Below are 24,015 nucleotides of genomic sequence, written 5' to 3'. Positions count from 1 at the left end.
GTACATATTTATTTAGTATGTCACTGTGATGCCAGCACCATAGCCCATATCGCTGTCATAATGCGTGGACAAAGAAAAATATTTTGTTAAAATATATCGCAAACCTGCCATATATTCTCTGTCCGTGTTTCCCATCAGATTTAACCGCAGCCTGCTGGTTAAAGGTACATCTTCCCTCATGAGTTGAAAACGAAGCTTACCTTTAGTGTCTAATCTAGCCTCGGCAGTGACCAGCATCGGCAAAATGTATTGTACCCCTATTACTCCCGCTTTTCGGTTTTTCTGATTGCTCAACTGTCCAAAAAGGTTGCTTTCCACCTCATTGTCCATACGGTTATAATGATAATCAAACCCAACAAAAGCGTAAAGCCACTGCATCTTGCCCAGATATCTGCCAAAATAAGTTTCACTTTCATTTCCATGATGGGATTTAAGACCAAGACGCCACTCTGTAGAAAAACGATAACGGGTATTTGCCAGCATAAACTCACCATCACTTCCATTACTTTCCAAGCCAATGGTGGCCATGGGATGAAATGACCGATCTTCGGCAAATAATTTACGTTGGGCGTAACTGGGATCAGGAATTTCAGGATTTGGCGCGGAGTGCTCATAGCTAAAAACCCTGCCCATACCGCTCATCATGTGGTAAAGGATATGACAGTGAAAAAACCAATCTCCGCCAGGTTCAGTTGCCGCAAACTCAATCGTATCTCGCTCCATTGGCATAATGTCCAAAACATTTTTCATAGGTGCATATGCACCCTGCCCATTTAGTACCCTAAAATCATGCCCGTGCAAATGCATCGGATGGCGCATCATACTGTTGTTGTAAAGTACCACTCGAACATTCTCTCCCTTTTTTATCAGGATTTTATCGCTTTCAGATACCGTTTTATTGTCAAGCGTCCAAACGTAACGGTTCATATTCCCCGTAAGATCAAATTTAAGTTCCTTCCATGGCCCCTTAGCTAATCTTGATTTCTGTGGGCTCCGAAGCATGTTGTAGTTTAGGGTTCTGATGGCCGGCTGTTCTGATGACTGCTTCACTTCAGGATACATAACGGTATTCATGTCCATGATCTGGTTCTGCATTTTCATACCCGGCATATCTACCATATTGCCCTGCATGTCCATCATGTCATTCATCATTTTCATGCCCGCAAAATATTCCAATTTCGGCATTGGTCCAGCAGCAACCTTCTCTCCATCTCCTAACCATAGCGAAGCAGATTTAGTCCGATCCTCAGGCGTCACGAGAAACTCATAACTTTTGTTTTTCGGGATGGTCACGATGACGTCGTAAGTCTCCGATACAGCAATAATCAACCTGTCAACTTCTACCGGCTCTACATCATTTCCATCTGTTGCCACAACCGTAATTTTTCCTCCTGCATATTTTAGCCAGAAATAATCGGAAGCACCAGCGTTGGCGATGCGCAGCCTGACTTGATCACCTGCTTTAAATTGAGGTTGCTGATTCTGGTTTTTGCCATTGATGAGGAAAGTATCGTAATACACATCACTTACATCCATAGCGTTCATCCGCTTCCATTCATTGGCCACTTTCGTTTTAAAATGTCGGGTTTTGATGGCTTCCAAATAACTTTGCGTGGCCCCTTTCTGGATGGCAAACCAATCTGTGGCATTGTGTAAACTCCGGTGTACTTCTTCAGGCTTCATATTCGTCCACTCGCTAATCACAATGGGTAAAGTGGGGATTTTCATCTCTTCTCTCTTATTGATGATAAAAGCGCCGTACATCCCAATTTGCTCCTGCAAGCCACTATGGCTGTGGTACCAATGTGTGCCATGTTGCACAATCGGGAATTTGTAGATGTAGCTGGAATGCGGTTTAATGGGCAACTGCGTTAAAAAGGGTACACCGTCCATTTTATTGGGTAAGAATAAGCCATGCCAGTGCAGTGAAGTTCCAGTGTTCATTCTATTATACACATGGATCTCTGCGGTATCCCCTTCCGTAAAAGTAAGTGTAGGCATTGGGATTTGCCCGTTGACGGCAATCGCATGTTTTGGTTTCTTCCCATAAGTTACCGTAGTGTCCGAAATGTAAAGATCATATCGTACCGTTCGGGGTTTAGTGGATATAGGATTTTGCCCATAGCAGAAGCAAGAAGCACCCAATAAAAGGTAAGCCATTAGTAATTGTTTCATGATCGTAGGATTAAGCGTGGTAGTAAATAAACCCCGGCGGTTAACCGGGGCTTAAATCGAAATCTATTTGTAAGTCTCTACAATACTTCCGCAATCCAGCATGGCGCTGCCATAGTACGGATTTTTCACGGCTTTGTCGCTGCTTAACCAACTGCCTTTCTTCATTGGACAGTACATTTGGTACACGGGCGCATTGGAAAGCTTTGCGGTTTTAACAACAGCAATGACGTCATCTGAAACAGCAGAGAAGCTTTCGCGCTGGCTATCCAAATCTTTGCTGGCAGCAATTAAACCAGCATGTTTCAAGAGGTTCTTTTTAGCAGCTTTATTAACAATTTTTTCATCACTGCCTGCGACAGCTTTAACGAGTTCCGATGCTTTTGATGCAGCTAAAGCGGCATTACCTGCAACTAGTGCTTCCTTAACGTTGTAATATGACGAAAGCAAGCTTGCTCCGTTTCCTGAAATTTTTCCTTGTGCAGACCCTGTTTGCGTGAATGCTGTTGCCAAAATGGCAACTAATAACAATATTTTCTTCATTTTATTTGATTTAATAAGTACATAATTCTCCTGGTAGAGGCATCTGCCTCCCGGTAACATTGAACTATAAAATCAAATTTGAAAACTTTGGATGGCAATCCGTACATCTCTTATTGGAGACCGGCAGTGTCTGGAGAAATAAGCGTTAGAAACATTTGATGGCAAACGAAGCTCGGCAATTTGAGGATAGACGTTTCCAACCAATAGCATAAATGGTAGTGAAATCTGGCTTAAGTCAACTACTGGGTTGTTCAGTTTATCACTTTTGGTAAGCTTAGCCGCCTCGTCCTTACAACAGTTGTCCTTGTTCGCATCTTGTTTAGGATGTTGGACATGCTGATGACTATTATGAGCATAGCGTTCTGTTTGCGAATGATGATGTCCATGACCTTCGCTTTCCTGCTCAAGATGAGCACTATTGAAACCCATGTCAATTCCAATGGCACAAGCGAAGCCCACAACCGTGTTCAACAAGAATACAATTAGCAGCAACATTACTTTTACTGGAACAGATTTACGGCTTATCATCTACAGCAAAACTAATCTAAATTATACTTAAAACCAAGCTGGCATCAATTAGGCATACTTTTTCAAAAATTTTAACCGGGCGCTTACCTGTTTAAGCCATTCCCTGGCCATTAGCTCATGACCTGGAACTGTTGGGTGTATGCCATCCCAAATCCAGTACGAATCAGGCGCCCTTTTAGCTGCCTTTTGGAAAACCATTTGAAAATCGACAAGTACTGCATCGAATTCGATTGCCAGTTTTCGCACGCTTAACGCCAGGCTGTTCACCGTGGATTGATATCGCTCCCATTTGTCCTTCACTTTTCCTACCGACGCCAAAAATGGCAAACAAAGTACAATAAGTGTTTTCGGATCTTGTTTGCGAACTTGAGTCAAGAGGTCACGATAACTATCTTCAAATGCTTGAAAGTCTTCTCGACTTACCGAGGACTTTTCCATAAGCATGGCGGCGTCATTGATACCCACCAATATGCTCAGCACATTTGGACGAAGATCCAGGCAATCGGTTTGCCAGCGGTCCTGTAACTGGCTTACCCGGTTTCCGCTGATTCCACGATTGTAAAAGCGCAGGTCGGGCGAGGGAAAATCTGCCCCCCACCGACTGGCAATGGAAAATGCATATCCATGTCCCATAATGTGATTGAGATCTCCATTCCTGCCCCATTTCCCATCGGTGATAGAGTCGCCTTGAAATAAAACGGTTAGCCCCTTTACCTGCTCAGCTACCATAGTGGTAGGCGCCATCGTTGCAAGTGCCGGTTTCATTGGCAGGCTACTGGCAACACACGCTAAAGCCGCCGATCGAAGAAATGAACGTCGTGATGAATGTTGTGTCATATATTACGCTGATAGCTATCGATTGAATAGAAGATGATTAAGCTGTGTAAGTTAATAATAATATTCTGTTTTATTACTTATGGGTATAATAGTGCTAATGCTGATGCGACATTTGTACTGTTTGGCTGAGAATAATTCATCCCATCCTCATATAATAAGAGGCGCTTAATTTAAATACTGATCTCTGAAGTAATTAGGCGAAACTCCGGCTTCCTTTTTAAATAGCCTTGAAAAATAAGTAGGGTTCTCAAACCCCAGCGAATAAGAGATCTCTGCAATATTCATCCCACCCTCCTTTAACAGATTCTTGGCTTCAGTAATGATATAAAGGTGTATAAGTTCAAGAGTGGTTTTTCCTGTTTCCTGCTTAAGCACATCGCTTAGGTAGCGTGAAGAAAAGTTTAAGCTTTTTGCCATGAAATTGACGGTGGGAAGGCCCAATTCCTGAGTCATCTTTGTTTCGAAGTATGACTGGAGCAGCTTATAAAATTTTGTTGCTACAGTACCTGTTAACTCAGCACGGTTAGTAAATTGTCTTTTGTAAAAACGTTGCGCGTACTTAAGTAACGTATCTAGATGACTAATTAAGATCGTTCTTGTAAAGTCATCTGCATTATTGCGATGTTCCTTATCCATTGTAGCGACCAGGTTCCAGATCATGTCTTCCTCACTTGGCGACAAGTACAAAGCTTCATCGGTCTCATAATCAAAATAACCGTAATTTTTAATTTCATGATGCAGCGCACTACCGGCCAGGAAATCTTCATGGATTAATATTAAAAAACATTCATCCCTTAACTTGATATTCTTAAAAGTAACCGTCTGCCTCGGTTTAATGAACAACAACCTACCCCGGTCGTGGTCAAATTTTGTTCTACCATGACTGATGTGACCGGACTCCAGCACCTGAAAAGAAATGATGTAAAAATTGGCTGAAAATTCTATGTCGTCGCCTGCACACTCATCTCTGTTACCGAAGGAAATGCTGAACAACGGATGCTCTGGCGCTTTAATGCCGATTGCATTGCTGAAACTGCTTATTTTGTTGAAGTGGTTCATAGTTACTTAAGAAAAACAGTATCTGCATAACAGATACTGCTAATATACGATATTAATTTCCCTGAGCAGCAGTAGAAACCTCCTGCCATTCTTCCCAGGTTTGCATCCGTTGGCCATAAACATATTTTATCCACTGGATACCGACCCTGCCCAGGATCAGCCTTAACGGAGGAGTTTCGGCATCAACCAGTTTCAATACAGCCTCTGCAGTAGCTTCCGGTACTCCCCAGTCTTCTAATTTATTACCAGCAGCAAGTCCCTCTCTAACTTTATCGTAAAAAGCTAATGGTTTGCTTTGTATACCGGAAGTTGTGGCAAAATCGGTCCTGAAACCGTTAGGTTCCAATATACTGACGTTGATGCCGAAGCTACTAACTTCTGCGGCCAAAGCTTCACTAATCCCTTCTACCGCAAATTTAGATGCACTATAGAGTCCTAATGTGGGGAAAGCGAGCAGACCCAATGCGCTTGATACCTGAATAATATGACCTTTTTTTTGTTCGCGCATAATCGGGATAACTGCCTGGGTAACCCACAATAAACCATAAACATTAGTTTCAAATTGTGTACGTATTTCATGCTCTTCCAATTCCTCTATGGCACCTGTGTGACCGTAGCCAGCGTTGTTAATCAAGACATCTATGGTGCCAAAATGCTCCTTCGCTTTGGTAACAGCATCAAAACATGCAGTCCTATCGGTGACATCCAGCTTTAGTGCCAGCAACGTTGAAGCATAGTTTTTTGAAAGTTCTGCCAAGGCATCCGGGTTTCTCACCGCCACCACAACCTTATCGCCTCGTTTCAGGAAGGCTTCTGCCCATATCCTGCCCAGGCCACGGGATGCGCCTGTTATAAAAATTGTTTTTTGCATTGTCATTTATTTAATGTTTAGAATTAAATTCACTGACAAAGCTCGGGCTAAAAATTGTTTACAAATGATACAGAAGTGGGTAATTATAGAACGATTTTACGGATAAAAAATCGTTGCGCTTTTTTGCTGCTAAGTAATCTCTCACAGAAGCGAAACAACTCTTTACATTGTTTGGTGCTTTTGGGATGTAGCCTTTAATAATAACACTTTGACTTGCTCTTCTAAAAGTTCAAAAAGCAGTGTTGCAGATTTTTTTCTGTACGAACCTGAAAGCCAGGTGACGGTAGCCTGACGGATCATGCCTTTATCTGCAATTTCGATCGCTTTTAACTCAGGATGGTTAAAGATAGATGAACCCATAAGTATTGTAGCCCAGCGCCCGCTGTTAACCAGCTGCAAAATAGTATTGATGTCATTGATTTCCATTTTGATGTCAAGTTGCAGTCTTTGTTCGTGTAGTACTGCATCAAGATAATTCCGGATGCTGAATCCTCCCGAAGGTAGAAGTAAAGGAATGGTTCTCAAATCCATTAACTTGATTCGCATGCGACTGGATATCGGGTGTTGCGCATGTACAATGAGTGCCAGGCTAGATGAAAATAAAGGTGCTATGGTATACATTCCATTTTTCGTATCCTGAGAAAAAGACAACAGCAGGTCCAGTGCACCCTGTTCAAGTTTTTCCAGCAATTCTTTCGTAGTGCCAAAACTAATTTCCAGTTTAACATTAGGATACAGCGTGGCAAAATCAAGGATGGCCTTGCCTAATAAATTGGTAAGCCCATAGGTAACCCCAATAGTCAGGCTACCTGTATTCAAATTCATCAAATCCTTCAGCATGGTTTTACCATCATCGGCATCTTTTACCGTTTTTAAAGCGTAAGGCAGGAAAGTCTTTCCTGCGTAAGTCAATTTCACCCTTTTTGCAATCCGATCAAACAAAGGGATCCCTAATTCATCCTCTAGTTGCTTAATTTGTTGCGAGAGTGTGCTTTGGGTAATAAACAAGACATTGGAAGCTTCGGTAAAGTTTTGCAGTTCAGCTGCCTTAATAAAGTATTTGAGTTGGCGCAGTTCCATACTCAAAGATAAAAGTTAATCGGCATTTACGATCAAGTTTATCGAAAATAAGTGTTTAGACGATAAAAATACAAATAGGATCTTTGAATTATCAAACTAAAAACAAGTTATGGAAATTCAACAAACACCGAAAAACGCACTCTCACATTCAACTGTTAAATCTATCATTAATGCGCCCATTGAAAAGGTAAACATTGCGGATTGGTTATTTAACCTCCCCGATGCAGAGTACCAGAAATGTTCTCCCGCACATATTGCCGCTGGTTTTACAAGGACTCTTGATGGAGAGCCCATGTCTATCAACGTAGAAACTATTGGCAGTGCCCTAATCATTCAACATTATGTTGCTACAGAATACAGAGCTGATTATTGCCGAATGTTATCTATCTCAGACTCTATCACTGCAAATGGCCGGAGTAAAGTTCAGGTACTTTGGGAACTTAAAGCCACACGGATTGACGATAACACATGCGAATACACCAATGAAATTCATGCCACTGCTACTCCTGAATTCTTTGAGTTCATAAAGCTTCACAACATTAGCCTCGCGCAGGCTGCCTACGATAGACAGGTGGCATCAGATGCACATAATCAGGAAGAAACTCCTCTTTTTGCAAAAAGCATAGAGAAGAAGGCACTCACTGGAGAGTATGGTATTTAAGCGTATGTTCCTGATAGATACTTGGGACTGCTCCGTATCCGCTCCGGGGCTAGTAAAGGTATAGTTATACTAAAGTTCCCATTACGTCAATACCAGGCTGCACTCTTTTTCGGTAGTTCTGCGGCTGTTCTTTGGCTGGGAACCAAAGAACAGCCGTAGAAGTCGTAAGGTAGCGCCTAATTTACTTGCAATTTATCTACTTTAACCCCAACAGACAATACGCAGCGGTCCTTAATAGAACATAGGTTAGGTTATCATATAGCTTAGGTATTCATCATTTTTTGTCGCAACAGAGTGTATTCCGACATAATTTAAATAAAAATGTCGGAATAATATTATATCCCGACAAAATATCGTATATTTGTCGGGATATAATTTCGATTAGAATGAAGAAAGCTGAAAAATATACAGAAGAACTGCTAGCCATAGTAAATTCTCATCCCGAAGGCATCAACATTAATGATGTTGCCGCAGCATTTACTGAGAGTACTTCCATTCGTAGTATGCAGCGTTTATTATTGAAATTAAGCGATAACGGGTCTATTAAGATTACCGGTGCCGCGCGTAGTACAAAATATCAACCGATAATAAAAGAAGAAAGACCGTTAAACGTAGTGGCCGAGCCATTTGTCAAACTAACTCATCCTTTAGCAGCAGGCATTCCTTTATCCAATGAAGGCAAGCGCACCCTTAATGTTATCAGCGCTCCAATTCAACAGCGGATTCCTGTGGGCTATCAGCAGGTTTTTTTAAAATCCTACCGTCCTAATATTGACAGTTATCTGTCTATTGACGAAAAGCGCCATTTAGCTGCATTAGGTAATACCGGCATTGAGCGGCCAGCCGGAACTTATGCGCAACAGATTATGAATCGGCTATTGATTGATCTCTCCTGGAACTCGAGCAGATTGGAAGGTAATACTTATAGCCTACTTGATACAGAACGGCTCATTTTGCAGGGTGAAGCGGACAATAGTAAATCTGCTAAAGAAGCGCAAATGATCCTAAATCATAAAGACGCCATAGAGTTTATTGTACAAGCTGCCCAGGAAATTGGTTTTAACAGGTATACCTTTTTAAATCTTCACGCCATGCTGGCCAGTAACCTTCTTTCAGATCTTGAGGCTCCTGGCAGGCTACGATCAATGGCAGTTGGCATAACAGGTTCTGCCTTTACGCCGCTTGCAATTCCCCAACTAATTGGAGAATACTTTGATCTTATATTAGAGAAAGCTGGCCAGATCAAAGATCCATTTGAGCAATCATTTTTCCTGATGGTGCATTTACCATATTTGCAGCCCTTTGATTATGTAAATAAAAGGGTATCCAGGCTTGCGGCAAATATACCTTTGATAAAAAGGAACCTTTCTCCATTATCGTTTACAGATGTTCCGGAAGATTTATATTTTAAGGGGATGATGGCGGTGTATGAACAGAATGACATCAATTTATTGAAAGATGTTTTTCTATGGGCTTATGATCGATCTGCACAAAAGTATGCCGTTATCCGGCAATCTATCGGAGAACCTGACCTTTTCAAATTAAAGTACCGTGAATTCATTAAAAATATCATTACCAAAATTATTGTTACTGAAATGGGTTCAAAAGACGCTCAAAAACTAATAAAAGACGAGGCCGGGGAATTTCCTGAACAAGATAGGGAGCAGTTTATCACATCCGTTGAAACCGAACTCATGGCTATACATGAGGGAAATTTTGCGCGGTATAGGGTAAGCCAGCGTGATTTTATCAACTGGCAGAAAGTTTGGAAAATGTAATACCAATTGGCTGGATCTTACAAGCCAATTGGTACTACTTAATAGAATGTTACTTCCTATACAATGGGCATCTTTTGAGCAAATACTCTAATGGGCTGCTATATGCACCATCGGTATTACTTAAAAATGCCTTGTGGCTTTGGTTGTAAATGCTGGCATTGTTATCCATATAAATGTGCAGACTCACTGACACATCATAACGCTGAACAGACATGCTGTTTGTAGAACCGTAAGTAGAAACGCCTTTAACTTTTTCCGCATCATCGCGTTTCACTTTTGTATTCGCAGATTCGCTGGTTGAACTGGTTTGATAACCCTTATTTTGGGTCACTGACCCATCAATAACATATTCTACACCCAGAATGTCACAAATCTCTTTCATGGTAAAATTTATCATCTTGTCTTTTGTTACCCCAGCTTTAGCCAATAGTGCATTGGTGCTCCGGGTATCCAAAATGGTATATCCTGCAGCATGCTGGCTAAGAAAAGAAAAGGTATCTTCCTGAGCCTTGTAACCAATTGCATCTGCACCAGGTTGGTTGTCCATAATATAGGTAAAGGGCAAAATCGCAATTCTGTTATGATGATCAGCTGGAGACGCAGTCATGCTCACCTGCTCTTTTTGGCGCTGTTGAGATGAGGGATTAGACTGACTGATCATCTCTATCCTGCCGCTCGAGTGGACAATCTTTAGGAGATCAGACTTCTTAATCACATATTCAGCGGTTTCTCCAGAATAAACAAAACTTACTTCGTCATCTGTGATTTTAGTTACCCGCCCCTTCATTTCTTCACCATTTAATTTTAGGAGAATGTCTTCTTTAGCTTTGGTTGCTGGCTGTGCAAATAAACAAATTGAAACCAGACTTAGCATAAAATATAATACAGAGAACTTTTTCATAAGATTTTTATTTATATAATGTATAACAAATATAATTTTATTACTGTTTTACTACAAGTTAATAAGTATAAGATTTTTTTCTGTACCTCAACCGATAGTTGTACATTTAGGTTATGATCTAATTTTACCATTTTAATGAAAAGAATAACGCGTTGGCTTCTATATATTATTATTTCAGGTATAGTCCCCATTTCTCTACAAGCGCAGATCAAACTTCATCGTTTGCCCGACAGTGTATATTTGGAAAAGTTTGATGACTGGTTTGTAATCAAACCTTCTATCGTTAATACATCTGAAGCATTGATTGCTAAAACGGGCAATTACAATATTGTATTGGAACCCAACACCAATGAAATTGTACGTACGTATTTCAATTATCAGTTTATATCATTTTACATAGATTATGTTCCACATTCCTTATTAACCAATACTGACGATGTGCAAAAAGGAAGTACCAAAATCTCTACTCTGGGGGGTAGTATCAATACACGTCACTGGTTTGCTGACTTTAACTTCTCACACACTAAGGGCTATTACGTTCAAAACACCAAAGACTTTAGAGCAGATTGGCGTGATTCAGATCCGTATCTTCAGGTACCAGACTTGCATGTTACCAGTTATGACGCAACGATAGGTTACAATACCAATTCGCATTTATCTCTTCCCGCATCAGTTTCACAAACAGAACGACAGCTTAAAAGTGCCGGTGCTTTTTTACCGAAGACCGTATTTCGTTATTATATTGTAGATGACAGGACACCTACCGCTAATTCAAATGAAAAGTCAAAAAACATTCAAGCACTATTTGGCGCTGGTTATCAATACACCTTTGTGTTAAAAAGCTCAGTTTATCTGGTAGGTGCGTTTACCCCCGCCTTTGGATATATACATACCAGTGTCCAAAATAAAAGCGCATCTGGCGTTTACAGATTTACCCAACGTGGGCCGATTTATCAGTGGGATGGTAAATTTGGCTTAGGCTACAATAGTCACCGTTTTTTTGCCGGGACTTACTTAACAGCCGTATCTGCCAAATACTCGCAAGGACTTACCTCAGCGGAAAACGGAAATGCAAACCTCTTCTTCCAGCTATTCGTAGGTTTCAGAATCAAAGCGCCTAAATTCATAAGCAATAGCTACAACAAAATTTTTAAGTGATGACTAAAAAACTACACCTTACACTTGTATTTATATTCACGAACTTGTTTTGCTGGGCACAAATGTCAACCGACACCACCTTTGTACCGAAAAAACGTTTTGGCAGGGCTGTAACAGAACTGTTTGTTGTGCAATTAATTCCCTGGAGTTATAACAAATTTGTAACGAAAGCAGATTTTGCCACTTTGGACATAAAAAGTATAGGCAACAACCTCAACCCAAAAAACTGGGAATGGGATGACAACAGCTTTAAAACAAACCAGTTTGGCCACCCCTATCATGGCAACTTATATTACAGTTCTTTTCGTACTAACGGACATAAGTTTTGGCAATCTGTGCCTGCTGCTTTTGCTGGAAGTTTCTTGTGGGAAGTAGCTGCAGAAAGAAACAAATTTGCACCCAATGATTTTATAAATACGAGCTTAGGAGGAATTACATTGGGCGAAATGACCTACCGCTTATCCAGGAAAATTGTGAATAACAGATCAAGAGGGGCCAAAAGGCAAGTCCAGGAGGTTTTCGGGTTGCTGGTAAACCCCTTAAATGGAATGAATCGTTTGATCAATGGAGAATGGGGTAGAATTCATGGCCTAGTTGATACGGCGAATAAACTTACAGCTTATTTAAATATTGGTTCCCGGCATTTTAACGTAAAGACTTACCAGGAAAATCTTAGGGGAAAGGCAGAGATCTATCTTCGCTTACGACTTTTATATGGAGAAAAATTTAAAGAAACCAATTCGCCCTTCGACCATTTTTCTGCGATAATTGAAATGGGTGGCGGCGACTCAACTTATGTCAACAATTTGCAGGTTAGCGGGGCTCTTAAAACCTGGCCGATGGAGGTTGAAGGGAGTGCAAAACACCTTTACACCATAACAATGAACTATGACTTCATTAAAAATAATGCCTTTCAGTATGGAGGACAGAGTTTCAGTTTTAAATTGATTTCTAACTGGAATCCAAATAGAAAAGTAAGGTTTACCAGTGAAATTGGCAGCGGTGTAATTGCATTAGGTGCGGTTCCAGATAAATATATGTTTTACGGTGAAGGAAGAAATTATGACTACTGTGCAGGGCTGAGCGTTACTGCAGCAGGCTCCATGATCATTAACAACCGGTTTGAAACGGAACTCAATTACCGGGGCAGTAGGTTTCAAACCATTAATGGGAATCCATCATCTTATATATTGAATACGCTATCCGCTGATTTGCGTGGATACTTGTCTGAACGTTTTTCTTTAGCTGCGGGTGCCGGTCAGTATACCTTAAACGGTTTTTTTAAAGGCTTTGAAAATGTAGCCGAAATTTACCCTTTTGCCCGCTTCTCAATTGGTTACAAACTATAACATGCCTTTATGAAAAAATTTACAATCTTCTGCATATTGTGCACTGTCGGAATGATAGTTTTCTGCAGTAAATCTTTTGGTCAAACTTCAGATTCGACCAGAAAAGACACGGCTGTAGCTAAAGATAACTTTGTGACAAAAATGCAGCGCTTTGCCCAAATATCAGCTAAAAAAAGTGCTGAGGAATTTAATGCGGATAAAGCTGTTATGGCGCAGGGAAGGATTCTGGAAGAGGTAAAAAAGGTGATGCAAAAAGCGAAAAGCTATTTAAAAACTGCGGCTGACACCACTGGTGCAAAAACTGAACTTGCCCAAATAGAGAAAGATTACAATGCTGCTGTAGATGGTGTGATGATCAATAAGGGAACCGCTCAAACTTTTAGAAACCTTACCGCTACCGCTAAAATACTCTCCGAACTTCTCAATAAGTCACTAGCCAGAAAAGCAAAGCTAGATATTCAGCAGCAAAGTATGACCGGCTTTCGCTATCAACTAGATTCGCTAACAAGTTTGCCTGAGCTATTTAAGTTTCCTACAGATTCAGCAGAACTTTACAAATACCTTCAACAATTAAAAGTCGTTGCTATTGAAATTAGCCCAATAGACAGCGCATTAAAGATTTCCAGCAAAAGTGTGCAGTTGCTTTTAAACCAGGTGAATGTAAGAGCCTTTACGCTACAGGCAACCCTGGATGAAATTTCGCATTATCAGGCGGAGATGGGCACCAATATGTTTAACCGTGAGTTCGCCAACATTTGGGAAGAAGCAGGTTCTTACAGACCATTTAGAGAGATTCTTGAACAAGGAAAAACAAAGGGTCTGCTTACGCTGGTCTTTTATGTTCAGAACAACATCGGAAAACTCATCGTACTGGTCCTGCTGATCCTCGCATCGTTCACTTATCTGCGCTCTTTAAAGAAGATATACATTGAAAATAACATGATAAGCGGCGATTATGAAGGCCAGCTCGTATTGAGGTATCCTTTGGCTTCTGCTGTGCTCATCGTCATTAGTATCTTTCAATTTATTTTCTTTTCACCACCTTTTATTTTAAATATAATCTTTTGGGTCTTGTGTTGCTTGAGTCTCACCATTATGTTTAGACGCTTTATAGTCAAATATTGGATGAATGTATGGCTTAGTATGGTGGCTCTCTTTCTGATGGCTGCGCTGGATAATTTGGTCCTGCAGGCATCACGCACTGAACGCTGGATCATGCTGTTTTTAGCAATTTCAGGCGTCATAGCTGGTATCTATGTCTTAACAAAAGGGCGTCGGGAGGAGTTAAGGGAGAAACTCATCCTGATTGCGATAAGCCTAATGGTAGCAATTGAGTTCAGCTCCGCAATATGTAATATTTTTGGACGGTATAACCTTGCAAAAGCCCTGCTCATTAGTGGTTATTTAAATGTAGTAGTGGCTATTTTATTTTTATGGACCATCAGACTTATCAACGAAGGATTGTTTCTGGCGTTTAATATATATACCAAACAAGAGCTAAAACTATTTTACCTGAATTTTGCCAAAGTTGGTAAAACCGCACCTTTATATTTTTACGTCTTACTCATTACTGGTTGGATTATCTTGTTTGGAAGGAACTTTGCGGGCTTCGATTATATAGCAGGCCCCTTACGTGAGTTTTTTAATGCGGACAGAACCATTGGCAGTTATACGTTCAGCATTAATGGATTGCTGTTGTTTTTCGTTATCATGAGCATTGCGGTAGTAATCTCCAAAATAGTTTCTTTCTTTGCTTCTGACAGACACCTTACACATACCAAAGAAGAAAAAAATATCGCTCAGGGAATTGGAAGCTGGCTTTTATTGGTCCGCATCACCATCTTAAGTATTGGCTTGTTTCTAGCAGTTGCCGCAGCTGGAATTCCGCTCGACCGCATTACCATCGTACTGGGCGCACTTGGTGTAGGTATAGGATTTGGTTTACAGGCATTGGTCAACAATCTTGTCAGCGGGCTAATCATCGCTTTTGAGAAACCAGTAAACGTAGGTGACGTTGTGGAGGTAGATGGCCAGGGGGGCACTGTAAAATCAATTGGTTTTAGAAGCAGTGTAGTGTCAACGTATGACGGCGCAGATGTTATAATGCCAAATGGCGACTTGTTAAATTCTCATCTTACAAACTGGTCGCTCGGTGGCAACAGAAGAAGATCCACGCTTTTGATTGGTGTTTCCTACGATTCCGATCTGGAACAAGCTAAAAAGATATTATCGGACATCCTGGCTGCTGAACATAGGCTAACCACAAATCCTGCACCTATTGTGCAATATGAACAGTTTAACGACAGCTCCATCGACGTCAGAATATTTTTCTGGGCTAAAAGTATGCGCGATTCCCCTGCAGTAAAAAGCGATCTGATTATGGCAATTAATGCGGCTTTTAAATTGAATAAAATCTCTATACCGTTTCCGCAACATGACGTACATTTACCTAACTTAACTACAAAAACTGATATCGGGCAATAGTTTTACTGTGCATCCTCGAACATTTCGACTTTACCTGTTTTCATATCGTAAACAGCACCAACGATTAATATTTCCTTTTTAGCTTCCATCTCCTTTAGGATTGGACTTTTTCTGCGAATTTCGGCGATTCCCAGCTTAACGTTGTTTTCACAAACTGCTTCAACAAATTTTGGATTTGAGGATACTGCTTCTCCTTGAAAAGTCATCCTCGCAACGCCAACAGCTGGTTTAATCTTATTGAGCAACTTCGTAATGTTTCCCAACTCTACGCCGTCAATGGATGATTTTATGGCGCCACAATATTCATGGCCCAGAACAAGTACTAATTTTGCCCCAGACACTTTACAGGCATATTCCATACTTCCCAAAATATCGTCATTTATAATATTCCCAGCAACTCTCACTACAAAAAGGTTACCTATTCCGCTGTGAAATATGTCTTCAACTGGAACTCTTGAATCCAAGCATGAAAGTATAACTGCCTTTGGATATTGCCCCAAGGAGGCCTTTCTCACTCTTTCGGTAGTATTTCGAATGGTGAGATTATCTTCGGTAAAATCCTGATTACCTTTCTTTAACCTTGAAAGCACATCGGTAGGTTTAAGTTTATCTTGTTGTTCTTTGGTTAAAATATCAGTCTTCAAAATATCTTCGGTGTCGATCATCACCGTATCATTACCTGTATTAAATTCGTGTTCCTTTAAAGCACTTTTTTGTTTGCAAGCTCCGAGCCCTACAAGGGAGACCACAAAAATAACAAAACAGAAAAACCTCATAACAATAATTTACAAATGCAAAAATCCAACAACCTTATTCCTATAACAAATATAAATTATTGCCTCTACAAACAAGAAAGTAAAAACCTACAACATCTTTAGCAATTCATAAACTTCAATGTTTTGTTTAATAATCGTGCCTGACTGATCAACTAAAAATGTTGAAGGCAAAGATTTGACCTTAAAGTCCAAAACTGCCTTTGATTTCATGGACTTAGAAACGAGCTGGATCCAGGGAATCTGATCAGACAAAACTGCTTTTTTCCAGGCACCTTCGTCTTCGTCAACAGAAATGGAGACAACCGCTATGCCTTTACTTTTTAAAGCTGCATAATGTGGCGTAATACTTCTGTTAACCGCCCGGCATGGTGTACACCAGGAGGCCCAAAAATCTATTAACACATACTTGTTTTTTTTAAGCAGCATCTCAAGTGAGATAGAATCTCCTTCTATAGACGGCAACAAAAAAGACGGTGCCTTAGTTCCGGTAAGCAAATTGGCTTTGAATCCCCGTATTTTAGCCTCAATCTCCTCAGAGATTTTATTGCTGTTCCGACTTGGGTAAAAGCAATCTTTAAGCATTTCTAATTGTTTTAGATCAAGTATATTGATATTATAATGCGCATACCAATGTCCAAGAATAGTATTAGCATTAACTTTAATAAAATCGGCTTTCCTGGAATGGACTTTTTCTGCTAAATCCCTGCTCTCTGCTTCTGCAATAAGCTTGTCTTCAAGGCTGCTTGCTTTCTGATAATTAGCACCAACTTTACTCCATTCTTGTTCTAAGGGCTTTATCTCGTCAAGGAAATTTTCCAGTCGAACCTGAAGTGGCCCGGCATCAAAACTTACAGCTAAGTGCGCTGTTACGTCTATCTTGCTGGCTCCTTTTTCCAGAATAAACGTTTTGCTCAAATATGGCTTTCTGAGTTCCAAAGTGAATACAGCTGGTAATGGTTCTGCAATACTCAATTGAACTTGCCCAGAATCATCCAAAACACCCGTGTCAATTAGCGTCCTAAAGGGCCATTCTCTGTACAACTTTAATTTTGTTCCAACCGGATGTGCAGCCGAGTTAATGGTAAGGTGTTTGAGGGTAGCATCGGGCAATTGTGCACTAGATTGCAAACTGAATAAAAGTGCGGCTGCGATCACCACAACCAACAAGAAAGATTTTGTATATAACATGATTACTCATCTGGGATTAGGAAGAATGGATGGATTTAGGTCTATAATTTTTGGTGCAATTTGCAATACATATCGATTGCTATTTGGTTCTAAAGTGTAGGTATCACCAGCAACTGTGCGGCTAAGGGTTTTCTTAAACCGGTCGTCGCGGTTTAATCTCTTTAGTTCAAACCAACGGATCCCGCGAAAAAGTAACTCTCTGCGACGTTCAGCTAATACTTGTGCCAGTGCATCCTCCGCAGATGACGCAGCTAAAGCAACGTAGTCCGCAGGCTTAAATCTTTTTATTCTTAGCGTATTTAGTACAGCAACAGCACCATCCTTATCACCTGACCTTGCCAAACACTCCGCTTTGATCAACATCATTTCTGGCACCCCAATGCTAAAATTAGGTGTATTACCCAAGTAATCAGGGTTTGGACTGGTGCTCGGCAAACCTGTTGAAAGTACCCGCGTAAAATTAAATACATAACGCAGGTCGTTTTCTTTTAGAATAGCCAACAGGTCAGAACTTGCCATAAAGCGCACAAATATTCCAGGATTTGCGGCCGACTTAAAAAAGATATTTTCTACATTATTTTGAATCAACGGCATATCCGGAATTGTTGCCGCGCTTGGCTTAAGTGGATTGCTAAACTTTAACACATTCCAATCAAATAAGGTACTCTTTTTTGCCAAAACCTCATTTGCGTATTTTAATGCATTTGTATAATCCCCTTTAAATAAGTAAACCCTTGCCAATAGCGCCGTAGAAGCTAACTTACCCGGATGAATGTAATTTCGCCCTTCATCCGGAAAATCCGGAATCGAAATGGCGGTTTGCAAATCGTTTATCACCTGTTCATATACTTCCTGTACAGTGGCACGTTTAGCCTTTGCCTCCAGGTCTGCCCTGGTCATGATTGGCACAGACAAATCTGTTGAAGCCCTAGCAGCCAGGTAATCTTTTCCGTACAAATTGGCCAACGTAAATTGATAATAAGCCCGTTGGGTAAGCGCCTCGGCTTTAAGCCGGTTCCTAACCTGGTCTGTTCCCTGAGTGGCACTTGAAAGATTATCAAGTACCAGGTTGCATACGTAAATGTAATTATATGGGGAATTCCATTCAGCATCATCCTCTGTAGACAAAAGAAGCTCCTTTTGCCAGGTATAGGACTTGGATTGCCTGTTAGCATTGGCTGTGGTAATGGAGCTAAACAAGACGTCATCCGTCATGAATTCTGGATAGATGTAACCCGACTGGCTTAGCAAAATATCGTTTAGGAATTCTTCAAAGTCTGCCAGTGTTTTAGGAACAACTTTTCCTTTAATGGGTGTTGCATCCAAATATTTTTTACAGCTGCCAAAACTTGCAATAACAAGAGCAGCAATAATCATAAGTTTAATTTTATTGAACATAAAATTCATTTTAAATGATGATAAATTAAAAACCTGCACGCAGGCTTATGGTTGTAATTTTGGGTGCTGGCAGATAATAAGCGCCAGTTTGTGGATCAATAGCTTCTGGATCTATTCCATATTTATTTTTTGTCCAGAGTGCGACGTTATTCATCTGCATAGAAAGGGACAAACTCTTGACAGGCGTTTTTTCTAACACGCTGCCTGGAATTTTATATCCAAGCTGTACTTCGCGCAAGCGCACAAAATTGCTGCTTTCAACGCTATTACTAGAATACATGGCCGCACGATCGCGTCCGTCATAGGATAATGTTGGTGAAGACTGGAAAGCTGGAATATCTGTATTCGCTTCATCACCTGCTGCTTTCCAACGGTTTGCCACCTGATAATTAATCACCGGGCTCCAGTTGTAGCCGTTCATGGTAGGCATTTCACGTCGGAATACGCCTCCAAAATTGTAAATCAGGATCGCACTCGCAAAAGCACCTTTATAATTAAAAATATTCGTAAAGCCACCCGTATATTTAGGCCTGTAGGAACCGCTGTTGATCAATGAACCTAAAACGGGCACCAATACCTTATTGCCATTTCCATCGTAAACTTGCGGATCGCCCTGACTGCTTAAACCTGCCCACTGGTAGCTCCATAGACTTTCTCTTTGATTTCCTGCTACGTAATATGGAACGGTTCCTGTTACGCGTCCAGTCACGGGGTTGCTTTCTGCGATTCTATTTTCAGTGATCTTATTGGTGTTGTATGCAAAATTTAAAGTACTTGTCCAGGAAAAGCCTCCCCCCTTTAACACCATGCCGGTAAAGGCCGTTTCTAACCCTGTATTTATCATACGGGCTCCATTTACCTTTGTTGAAGTAAATCCTATAGTGGGGTCTAACAATTGTGTACCCAACAAATCATAACCATGCTTTTTATACAAATCCACACTCAACTGAAACCTATTGCTCAAAAATGCGATGTCTGTTCCCATATTATACGTCTTTGTCCTTTCCCATCTTAACATTGGGTTATAAGGATTATCAGTACTAATTCTTGCACGGTAATCTGAAGTAGCTGTTTGAAAAGCCCTGGTAGCAACCAGCAATGGTGTGGTCGAAGGATCGTAGTTCCCGGTCAAGCCTACTGTGGCCCTAAGTTTTAACAAATTAATAAAATCAACTTGGAAAAACTTTTCTTTAGTAATGTCCCAGGATGCGCCTAAAGACCATAAAGGTGTTCGTCTATATTTTGGATCTACGCCAAACAGATTAGACTCATCAAAACGTAAACTGGCCTGTAAAGTATATTTGTCATCGTAAGTATATGTACCTGTAGCATAAGAAGACACTTCCCTCGTATTTTTATAACTAAATTGATCATACTGCGCAACGTCATATATTCTACTAGATCCACTTTGACCAATTACACCATTTAGAAGCACAACCTGGTTAATTGGGGACCAGGATTGCAGGTCGTCTATATAATTGAACTTACGATTTGTAAGGCCATTAGTTAAGTACTGTTTAACCTCTGCACCAGCACTAAAATTAAGGAAGTGTTTACTGCCAAACAAATTAGAATAATTGAATTGCGACCTCAGCGATGTATTGTCATTTGTAGTTTCTGCAATATCCAGGTAATTACCTTTTGGAAGGTTAAAAAATGCTTTTCCGTTTGCATCCAGGCTGGCATATTGATTTAACAAGGACCTCGCTGTATAGGAATTTTCGTTCAGCAATTTATGATTGGATATTTTCATCTTATCGTATAGAAAATAAGTATTAAAGGTGAGGCCTTTAGCCAGCGTGGCCTCTAATCCCAGTTTTGCCCTTAAACCAAAGGTGCTACTTTCATTATCTGCCAGCCTTGCATCCTGTAATAAATTCATGCCGTTGTCGTAATAGCCCTTGGCCATTAAGGTTGAATTGGTATTTCTGTTGAAGGAATTGTAACTGTACACATAATTTCCGGCAGCATCCACCTGCATTTGATAGGGGGCAAGCCCATAAAGTTGCGACCTTAAATCTGTTCCAATATTTTGATTATTGAAAACGGCATTGATGTCTCCAACCATATGCAACCAGCGTGTTATTTCGTAATCGTTACGCATGTTCACCTGTATGTTACTTGACTCATCTCCTATAAAGTTCGATTTACTATTGTCGTAAGAGCCGGAAAACACAAACCGGTATTTAACCGCCCCACCGGCAAGCGACAAATAATAATTTTGCCGTACGCCAATACGCATTAAAAGATCTTTGTTTTGCTGAAGGTTAGACAAACCTGAAAGAGAGTCTTGACGTTGTTTAAGGACATTGTTCGTAATCAACCCCTGTTCGTTTTGCATGATGTAATCAAAAGAAGGAGAAAATCCACTGGTACCAGTTTGAAAAAAAGAGGAGTTGAAATACCCTTTTTTAAAGATTTCGTTATCTACGCTGATCATGTCGGCAGAACTGGCCTTTCTAAGCGCTCCAAAATCATTTTTCTGTGTAAAATATAAGTTCGTAGAAAAGTCTATTTTTAAATCACCCTGTTTACCACGTTTGGTGGTAATCACGATCACTCCATTTGCTGCCCTTGCTCCCCAGATGGCTGAAGCCGCAGCATCTTTCAGTACATCAATTTTCTCTACATCATTAAAATTATCTGGCAGCTGGTTTACTGGAAAACCATCTACAATAATTAAAGGTGTATTTCGCTCACTCTGAATAGCACTTCCTCCCCTCACTTGGATGTCTGAACCAACCTGTGTTCTTGTGCCGCTTACTGATCGGAACCCATTGTAAACAGATAGACCAGGAATTGATCCTTCTAAGATGCGGTCAAGCGTTTGACTGCTCCTACGCTCAATATCTGCCGAAGAAATGGTAGCATAACTACCGGTGGCATTTTTTTTAGCCAGGGTCTGATACCCATTTGATACCACAGTCACCTCGTCTAAAGTATTGGCATCTTCAATCAAATTGACACTCACAACTGCATTGCCGCTCACCTCAATTTCGCTACTTTGATAACCTATGTAACTGATCAGGAGTTTGGGTGCTACTGAAGTGGTATTGATCCTAAAGTTGCCCTGATTGTCGGTGATTGCAGAGTTGCTGGTACCTTGTTCACGGATGGTGATGCCCGCAACATAAACGATGTGGCTAATCTCAGCTAATCCGGCACGTCCTTTAACTTCCTTTAAGTTTTTGGTTGGGATATTACCGGACGGAAGTGGCACTGCTTTTTTACTGACAGCAATCATATTTCCGGATGCTTTGAATAAGAATCCGTAGTTGTCGCTTAAATAAGCAAGGATTTCATTCAATGTACGCTGCTTAGCGGGCATGCTAACTTTTTCCTTTTTATCTATCACTCCTGAAGAATAATAAAATCTTGAATTAAATTCCTTCTCCAGCTTAGTGAAGGCTGTTGAAATAGGTTCCTGATCAAATAGAATTTGCTTTTTGACCTGGCCGGATGTGTTTAAGGAAAATACGGAAACCAGACAAATCAGCAGAAGTCTCCTGCTTATGGTATTATAAAAACGTGAAATCCGTTCTGGGTTGTTAAAAATCATAAAATTTTTGGTTGGCTTAGTAAATTGTTATGTGGTTTTTATCGATAAATTTGAATTTTTTGTTGATGGAAAAACACAGCATTTCCATTACAGACTGAAGAGAATCGTGTTTAAATTTCCCATTGAAAGTGTCTTTTACAACAGCACCATTCTCAACGGTAATCGATACATTATAATAAATTTCCAGTTGTAGAAGCACCTCCTTAATTGGTGCATTTTGGAAAATAACCTCCTGAACTTTCCATCTGTTCAAGTCTACATCAGAGAACCTCCTATTCATTGGACGGAACACATCATTGCCGAGGCTTATGCTTTCATTTGGGTTTAAAGTTGTGATCAGGCTCCAGGAACGTCCATTTTTCTTTTCAATGGAAACTTTACCTTCCTCTAATTCTACTTTAAGTTTTCTAAGGATGTTGTTTGCCTGCAACCTAAATGCAGTACCTAGCGCTGTGGTTACATATTGTCCAGTATAAACCTTAAATGGATGAGCTTTATCTTTGGCTACTTTGAAATAAGCAGTACCAGATAAATATAGCTTTCTGTCAGACTTCCCAAAGGTTGGATCAACAATTAATTTAGCGCCTTTATCCAGGATAACAAAACTACCATCCCATAAATTAACAGATTTGCGCTCCTTAGCCCCGGCCTGAAAAAAGTATCTGTGTACAGAGAATTTAGCCAGTTCTGGTGTGCTGACATGGTATTGTGATGGATAAAACATAAAAATGGCAGCGGCTACGATCAACAAAACTGCCGCTGCGGCGGCAATAGATCTTCCTATACTAATGCGGAGCCTTCTTCTGCCAGAGGCTAACTGTGTACGCAATTTGGAAACGGCTTGTGGTTTTAACTTTTCTGCCATGAGCAACAATTGCAGATCATTAATAAGACCTGTTGCTTCTTCTATGAAATGTAATTTATCTGGATGCTTAGCTGCATAATCTGTCCAGAAGTCAACATCTTGCTTATTTACCTTAAGACAGTAATTGATGAAAGATTGATTTTCAAGGAAATCTTCAGTAGAATTAAACTCCATAATGGCTTGCTCTTTTTTATACAGAGAACAAACCCTATTGAATTTACCACAGCCACAAAAATTTTTTTTCATTTATTTCCGCACGCAACCTACTCATGCCTCGATGGAGTAAATTATAGGTAGTGCGGAGTGTAGTATTTTTTAAATCTGCGATCTCCTGTAAAGACTTGTTCTGCAGAAACCGGAGCTCCACAACCTCCCTCTGCGCAGGGCTAAGTAAGGTTAAGGCCTTCTCCAGCCGGGAAAATTGTTCGGTTATTGCTTCAGCTTCCAACAATTCCGATTCGTCCATTTCTGGCGAATCAACCAATTCAGAAGTAGATTCAAATTTTTTAGACCTATTCCATTGATAAATCAATTGCCGACGGAAAGAGGTTAAAAGATAGGCTTTAACATTAATGTCCAGAGAGAGCTTAGTTCTACGCTCCCATATGTAAATAAAAAAATCGTGAAGTTGATCCTTAACAAATTCGTGTTCGCCTCCAAGCCATTTACAACCCCAGACAAAAAATGTATTGTAATATTTTTCGTATAGCTCAATAAATGATTGTTCGTTCCCGGCACAAAATAACCTCCAAAGTTCAGATTCGGTTTGACTTGTTTTCATCTATAGGTTGTTATCCGGGAGATACTA

19 protein-coding genes are annotated in these 24,015 nt (G+C 40.4%); 5 read left to right on the top strand and 14 right to left on the bottom strand.

From position 1 onward, the window contains the following. Positions 1-12 precede the first annotated feature (12 nt). The 7 genes from LPB86_RS07560 to LPB86_RS07530 all read right to left on the bottom strand — a co-directional run bounded on the left by LPB86_RS07560 (position 13) and on the right by LPB86_RS07530 (position 7,090). Complete coding sequence (locus LPB86_RS07560) at positions 13-2,175, bottom strand: multicopper oxidase family protein (RefSeq protein WP_230642155.1); 2,163 nt, start codon at positions 2,173-2,175, stop codon at positions 13-15. 63 nt (positions 2,176-2,238) lie between these two features. Further along, positions 2,239-2,715: a DUF3347 domain-containing protein gene (locus LPB86_RS07555; RefSeq protein WP_230642154.1), complete on the bottom strand. Its 477-nt coding sequence runs from the start codon at positions 2,713-2,715 to the stop codon at positions 2,239-2,241. A gap of 72 nt (positions 2,716-2,787) precedes the next feature. Then, positions 2,788-3,243, bottom strand: a complete 456-nt coding sequence (locus tag LPB86_RS07550) for a hypothetical protein (protein WP_230642153.1) — start codon at positions 3,241-3,243, stop codon at positions 2,788-2,790. A 48-nt stretch (positions 3,244-3,291) separates the two neighbouring features. Next, the gene (locus LPB86_RS07545; RefSeq protein ID WP_230642152.1) at positions 3,292-4,080 is read right to left on the bottom strand and encodes an SGNH/GDSL hydrolase family protein; all 789 of its coding nucleotides are present in this window, start codon (positions 4,078-4,080) and stop codon (positions 3,292-3,294) included. Between the two features lie 165 nt (positions 4,081-4,245). Next, positions 4,246-5,139 carry an AraC family transcriptional regulator gene (locus LPB86_RS07540; RefSeq protein WP_230642151.1) on the bottom strand — a complete coding sequence of 298 codons (894 nt, stop codon included), beginning with the start codon at positions 5,137-5,139 and terminating at the stop codon, positions 4,246-4,248. A 52-nt stretch (positions 5,140-5,191) separates the two neighbouring features. Then, a complete protein-coding gene (locus LPB86_RS07535; RefSeq protein WP_230642150.1) occupies positions 5,192-6,010 on the bottom strand; it encodes an SDR family NAD(P)-dependent oxidoreductase in 819 nt (272 codons plus the stop codon). Positions 6,011-6,172: 162 nt separating this feature from the next. Continuing rightward, the gene (locus tag LPB86_RS07530; protein WP_230642149.1) at positions 6,173-7,090 is read right to left on the bottom strand and encodes a LysR substrate-binding domain-containing protein; all 918 of its coding nucleotides are present in this window, start codon (positions 7,088-7,090) and stop codon (positions 6,173-6,175) included. 109 nt (positions 7,091-7,199) lie between these two features. Between LPB86_RS07530 and LPB86_RS07525 the strand changes: the two genes are divergently transcribed. Continuing rightward, complete coding sequence (locus LPB86_RS07525) at positions 7,200-7,751, top strand: hypothetical protein (protein ID WP_230642148.1); 552 nt, start codon at positions 7,200-7,202, stop codon at positions 7,749-7,751. Positions 7,752-8,137: 386 nt separating this feature from the next. Continuing rightward, complete coding sequence (locus LPB86_RS07520; protein WP_230642147.1) at positions 8,138-9,529, top strand: Fic family protein; 1,392 nt, start codon at positions 8,138-8,140, stop codon at positions 9,527-9,529. Positions 9,530-9,578: 49 nt separating this feature from the next. Here the strand turns inward: LPB86_RS07520 and LPB86_RS07515 are convergent, their stop codons facing one another. Further along, positions 9,579-10,430 carry a hypothetical protein gene (locus LPB86_RS07515; protein ID WP_230642146.1) on the bottom strand — a complete coding sequence of 284 codons (852 nt, stop codon included), beginning with the start codon at positions 10,428-10,430 and terminating at the stop codon, positions 9,579-9,581. A 135-nt stretch (positions 10,431-10,565) separates the two neighbouring features. Between LPB86_RS07515 and LPB86_RS07510 the strand changes: the two genes are divergently transcribed. From LPB86_RS07510 to LPB86_RS07500, 3 genes are read left to right on the top strand one after another with little or no spacing between them, the layout of a single operon-like run. After that, positions 10,566-11,588: a DUF4421 family protein gene (locus LPB86_RS07510; protein WP_230642145.1), complete on the top strand. Its 1,023-nt coding sequence runs from the start codon at positions 10,566-10,568 to the stop codon at positions 11,586-11,588. After that, the gene (locus LPB86_RS07505; RefSeq protein ID WP_230642144.1) at positions 11,588-12,937 is read left to right on the top strand and encodes a DUF3943 domain-containing protein; all 1,350 of its coding nucleotides are present in this window, start codon (positions 11,588-11,590) and stop codon (positions 12,935-12,937) included. Before LPB86_RS07510 ends, LPB86_RS07505 begins: the two co-directional genes overlap by 1 nt. 9 nt (positions 12,938-12,946) lie before the next feature. Then, the gene (locus LPB86_RS07500) at positions 12,947-15,421 is read left to right on the top strand and encodes a mechanosensitive ion channel family protein (RefSeq protein WP_230642143.1); all 2,475 of its coding nucleotides are present in this window, start codon (positions 12,947-12,949) and stop codon (positions 15,419-15,421) included. Positions 15,422-15,423: 2 nt separating this feature from the next. On the opposite strand, the gene LPB86_RS07495 is transcribed toward LPB86_RS07500, so the two are convergent. The 6 genes from LPB86_RS07495 to LPB86_RS07470 all read right to left on the bottom strand — a co-directional run bounded on the left by LPB86_RS07495 (position 15,424) and on the right by LPB86_RS07470 (position 23,988). Continuing rightward, a complete protein-coding gene (locus LPB86_RS07495) occupies positions 15,424-16,197 on the bottom strand; it encodes a carbonic anhydrase family protein (protein ID WP_230642142.1) in 774 nt (257 codons plus the stop codon). 87 nt (positions 16,198-16,284) lie between these two features. Then, positions 16,285-17,385, bottom strand: a complete 1,101-nt coding sequence (locus LPB86_RS07490; RefSeq protein ID WP_230642141.1) for a TlpA disulfide reductase family protein — start codon at positions 17,383-17,385, stop codon at positions 16,285-16,287. A gap of 6 nt (positions 17,386-17,391) precedes the next feature. Then, positions 17,392-18,783: a RagB/SusD family nutrient uptake outer membrane protein gene (locus LPB86_RS07485; RefSeq protein WP_230642140.1), complete on the bottom strand. Its 1,392-nt coding sequence runs from the start codon at positions 18,781-18,783 to the stop codon at positions 17,392-17,394. Positions 18,784-18,808: 25 nt separating this feature from the next. Further along, entirely contained in the window at positions 18,809-22,342 is a 3,534-nt protein-coding gene (locus LPB86_RS07480) for a SusC/RagA family TonB-linked outer membrane protein (protein WP_230642139.1), read from the bottom strand. 16 nt (positions 22,343-22,358) lie between these two features. After that, positions 22,359-23,453 carry a FecR family protein gene (locus LPB86_RS07475; RefSeq protein ID WP_230642138.1) on the bottom strand — a complete coding sequence of 365 codons (1,095 nt, stop codon included), beginning with the start codon at positions 23,451-23,453 and terminating at the stop codon, positions 22,359-22,361. Next, positions 23,425-23,988, bottom strand: a complete 564-nt coding sequence (locus LPB86_RS07470) for an RNA polymerase sigma factor (RefSeq protein ID WP_230642137.1) — start codon at positions 23,986-23,988, stop codon at positions 23,425-23,427. Before LPB86_RS07470 ends, LPB86_RS07475 begins: the two co-directional genes overlap by 29 nt. Positions 23,989-24,015 lie beyond the last annotated feature (27 nt).

This window comes from Pedobacter sp. MC2016-14, from assembly GCF_020991475.1.
Classification (GTDB): Bacteria; Bacteroidota; Bacteroidia; order Sphingobacteriales; family Sphingobacteriaceae; genus Pedobacter.
Note: the sequence above shows the minus strand (reverse complement) of the source record. Positions and strands in the feature narration are given on the sequence as shown.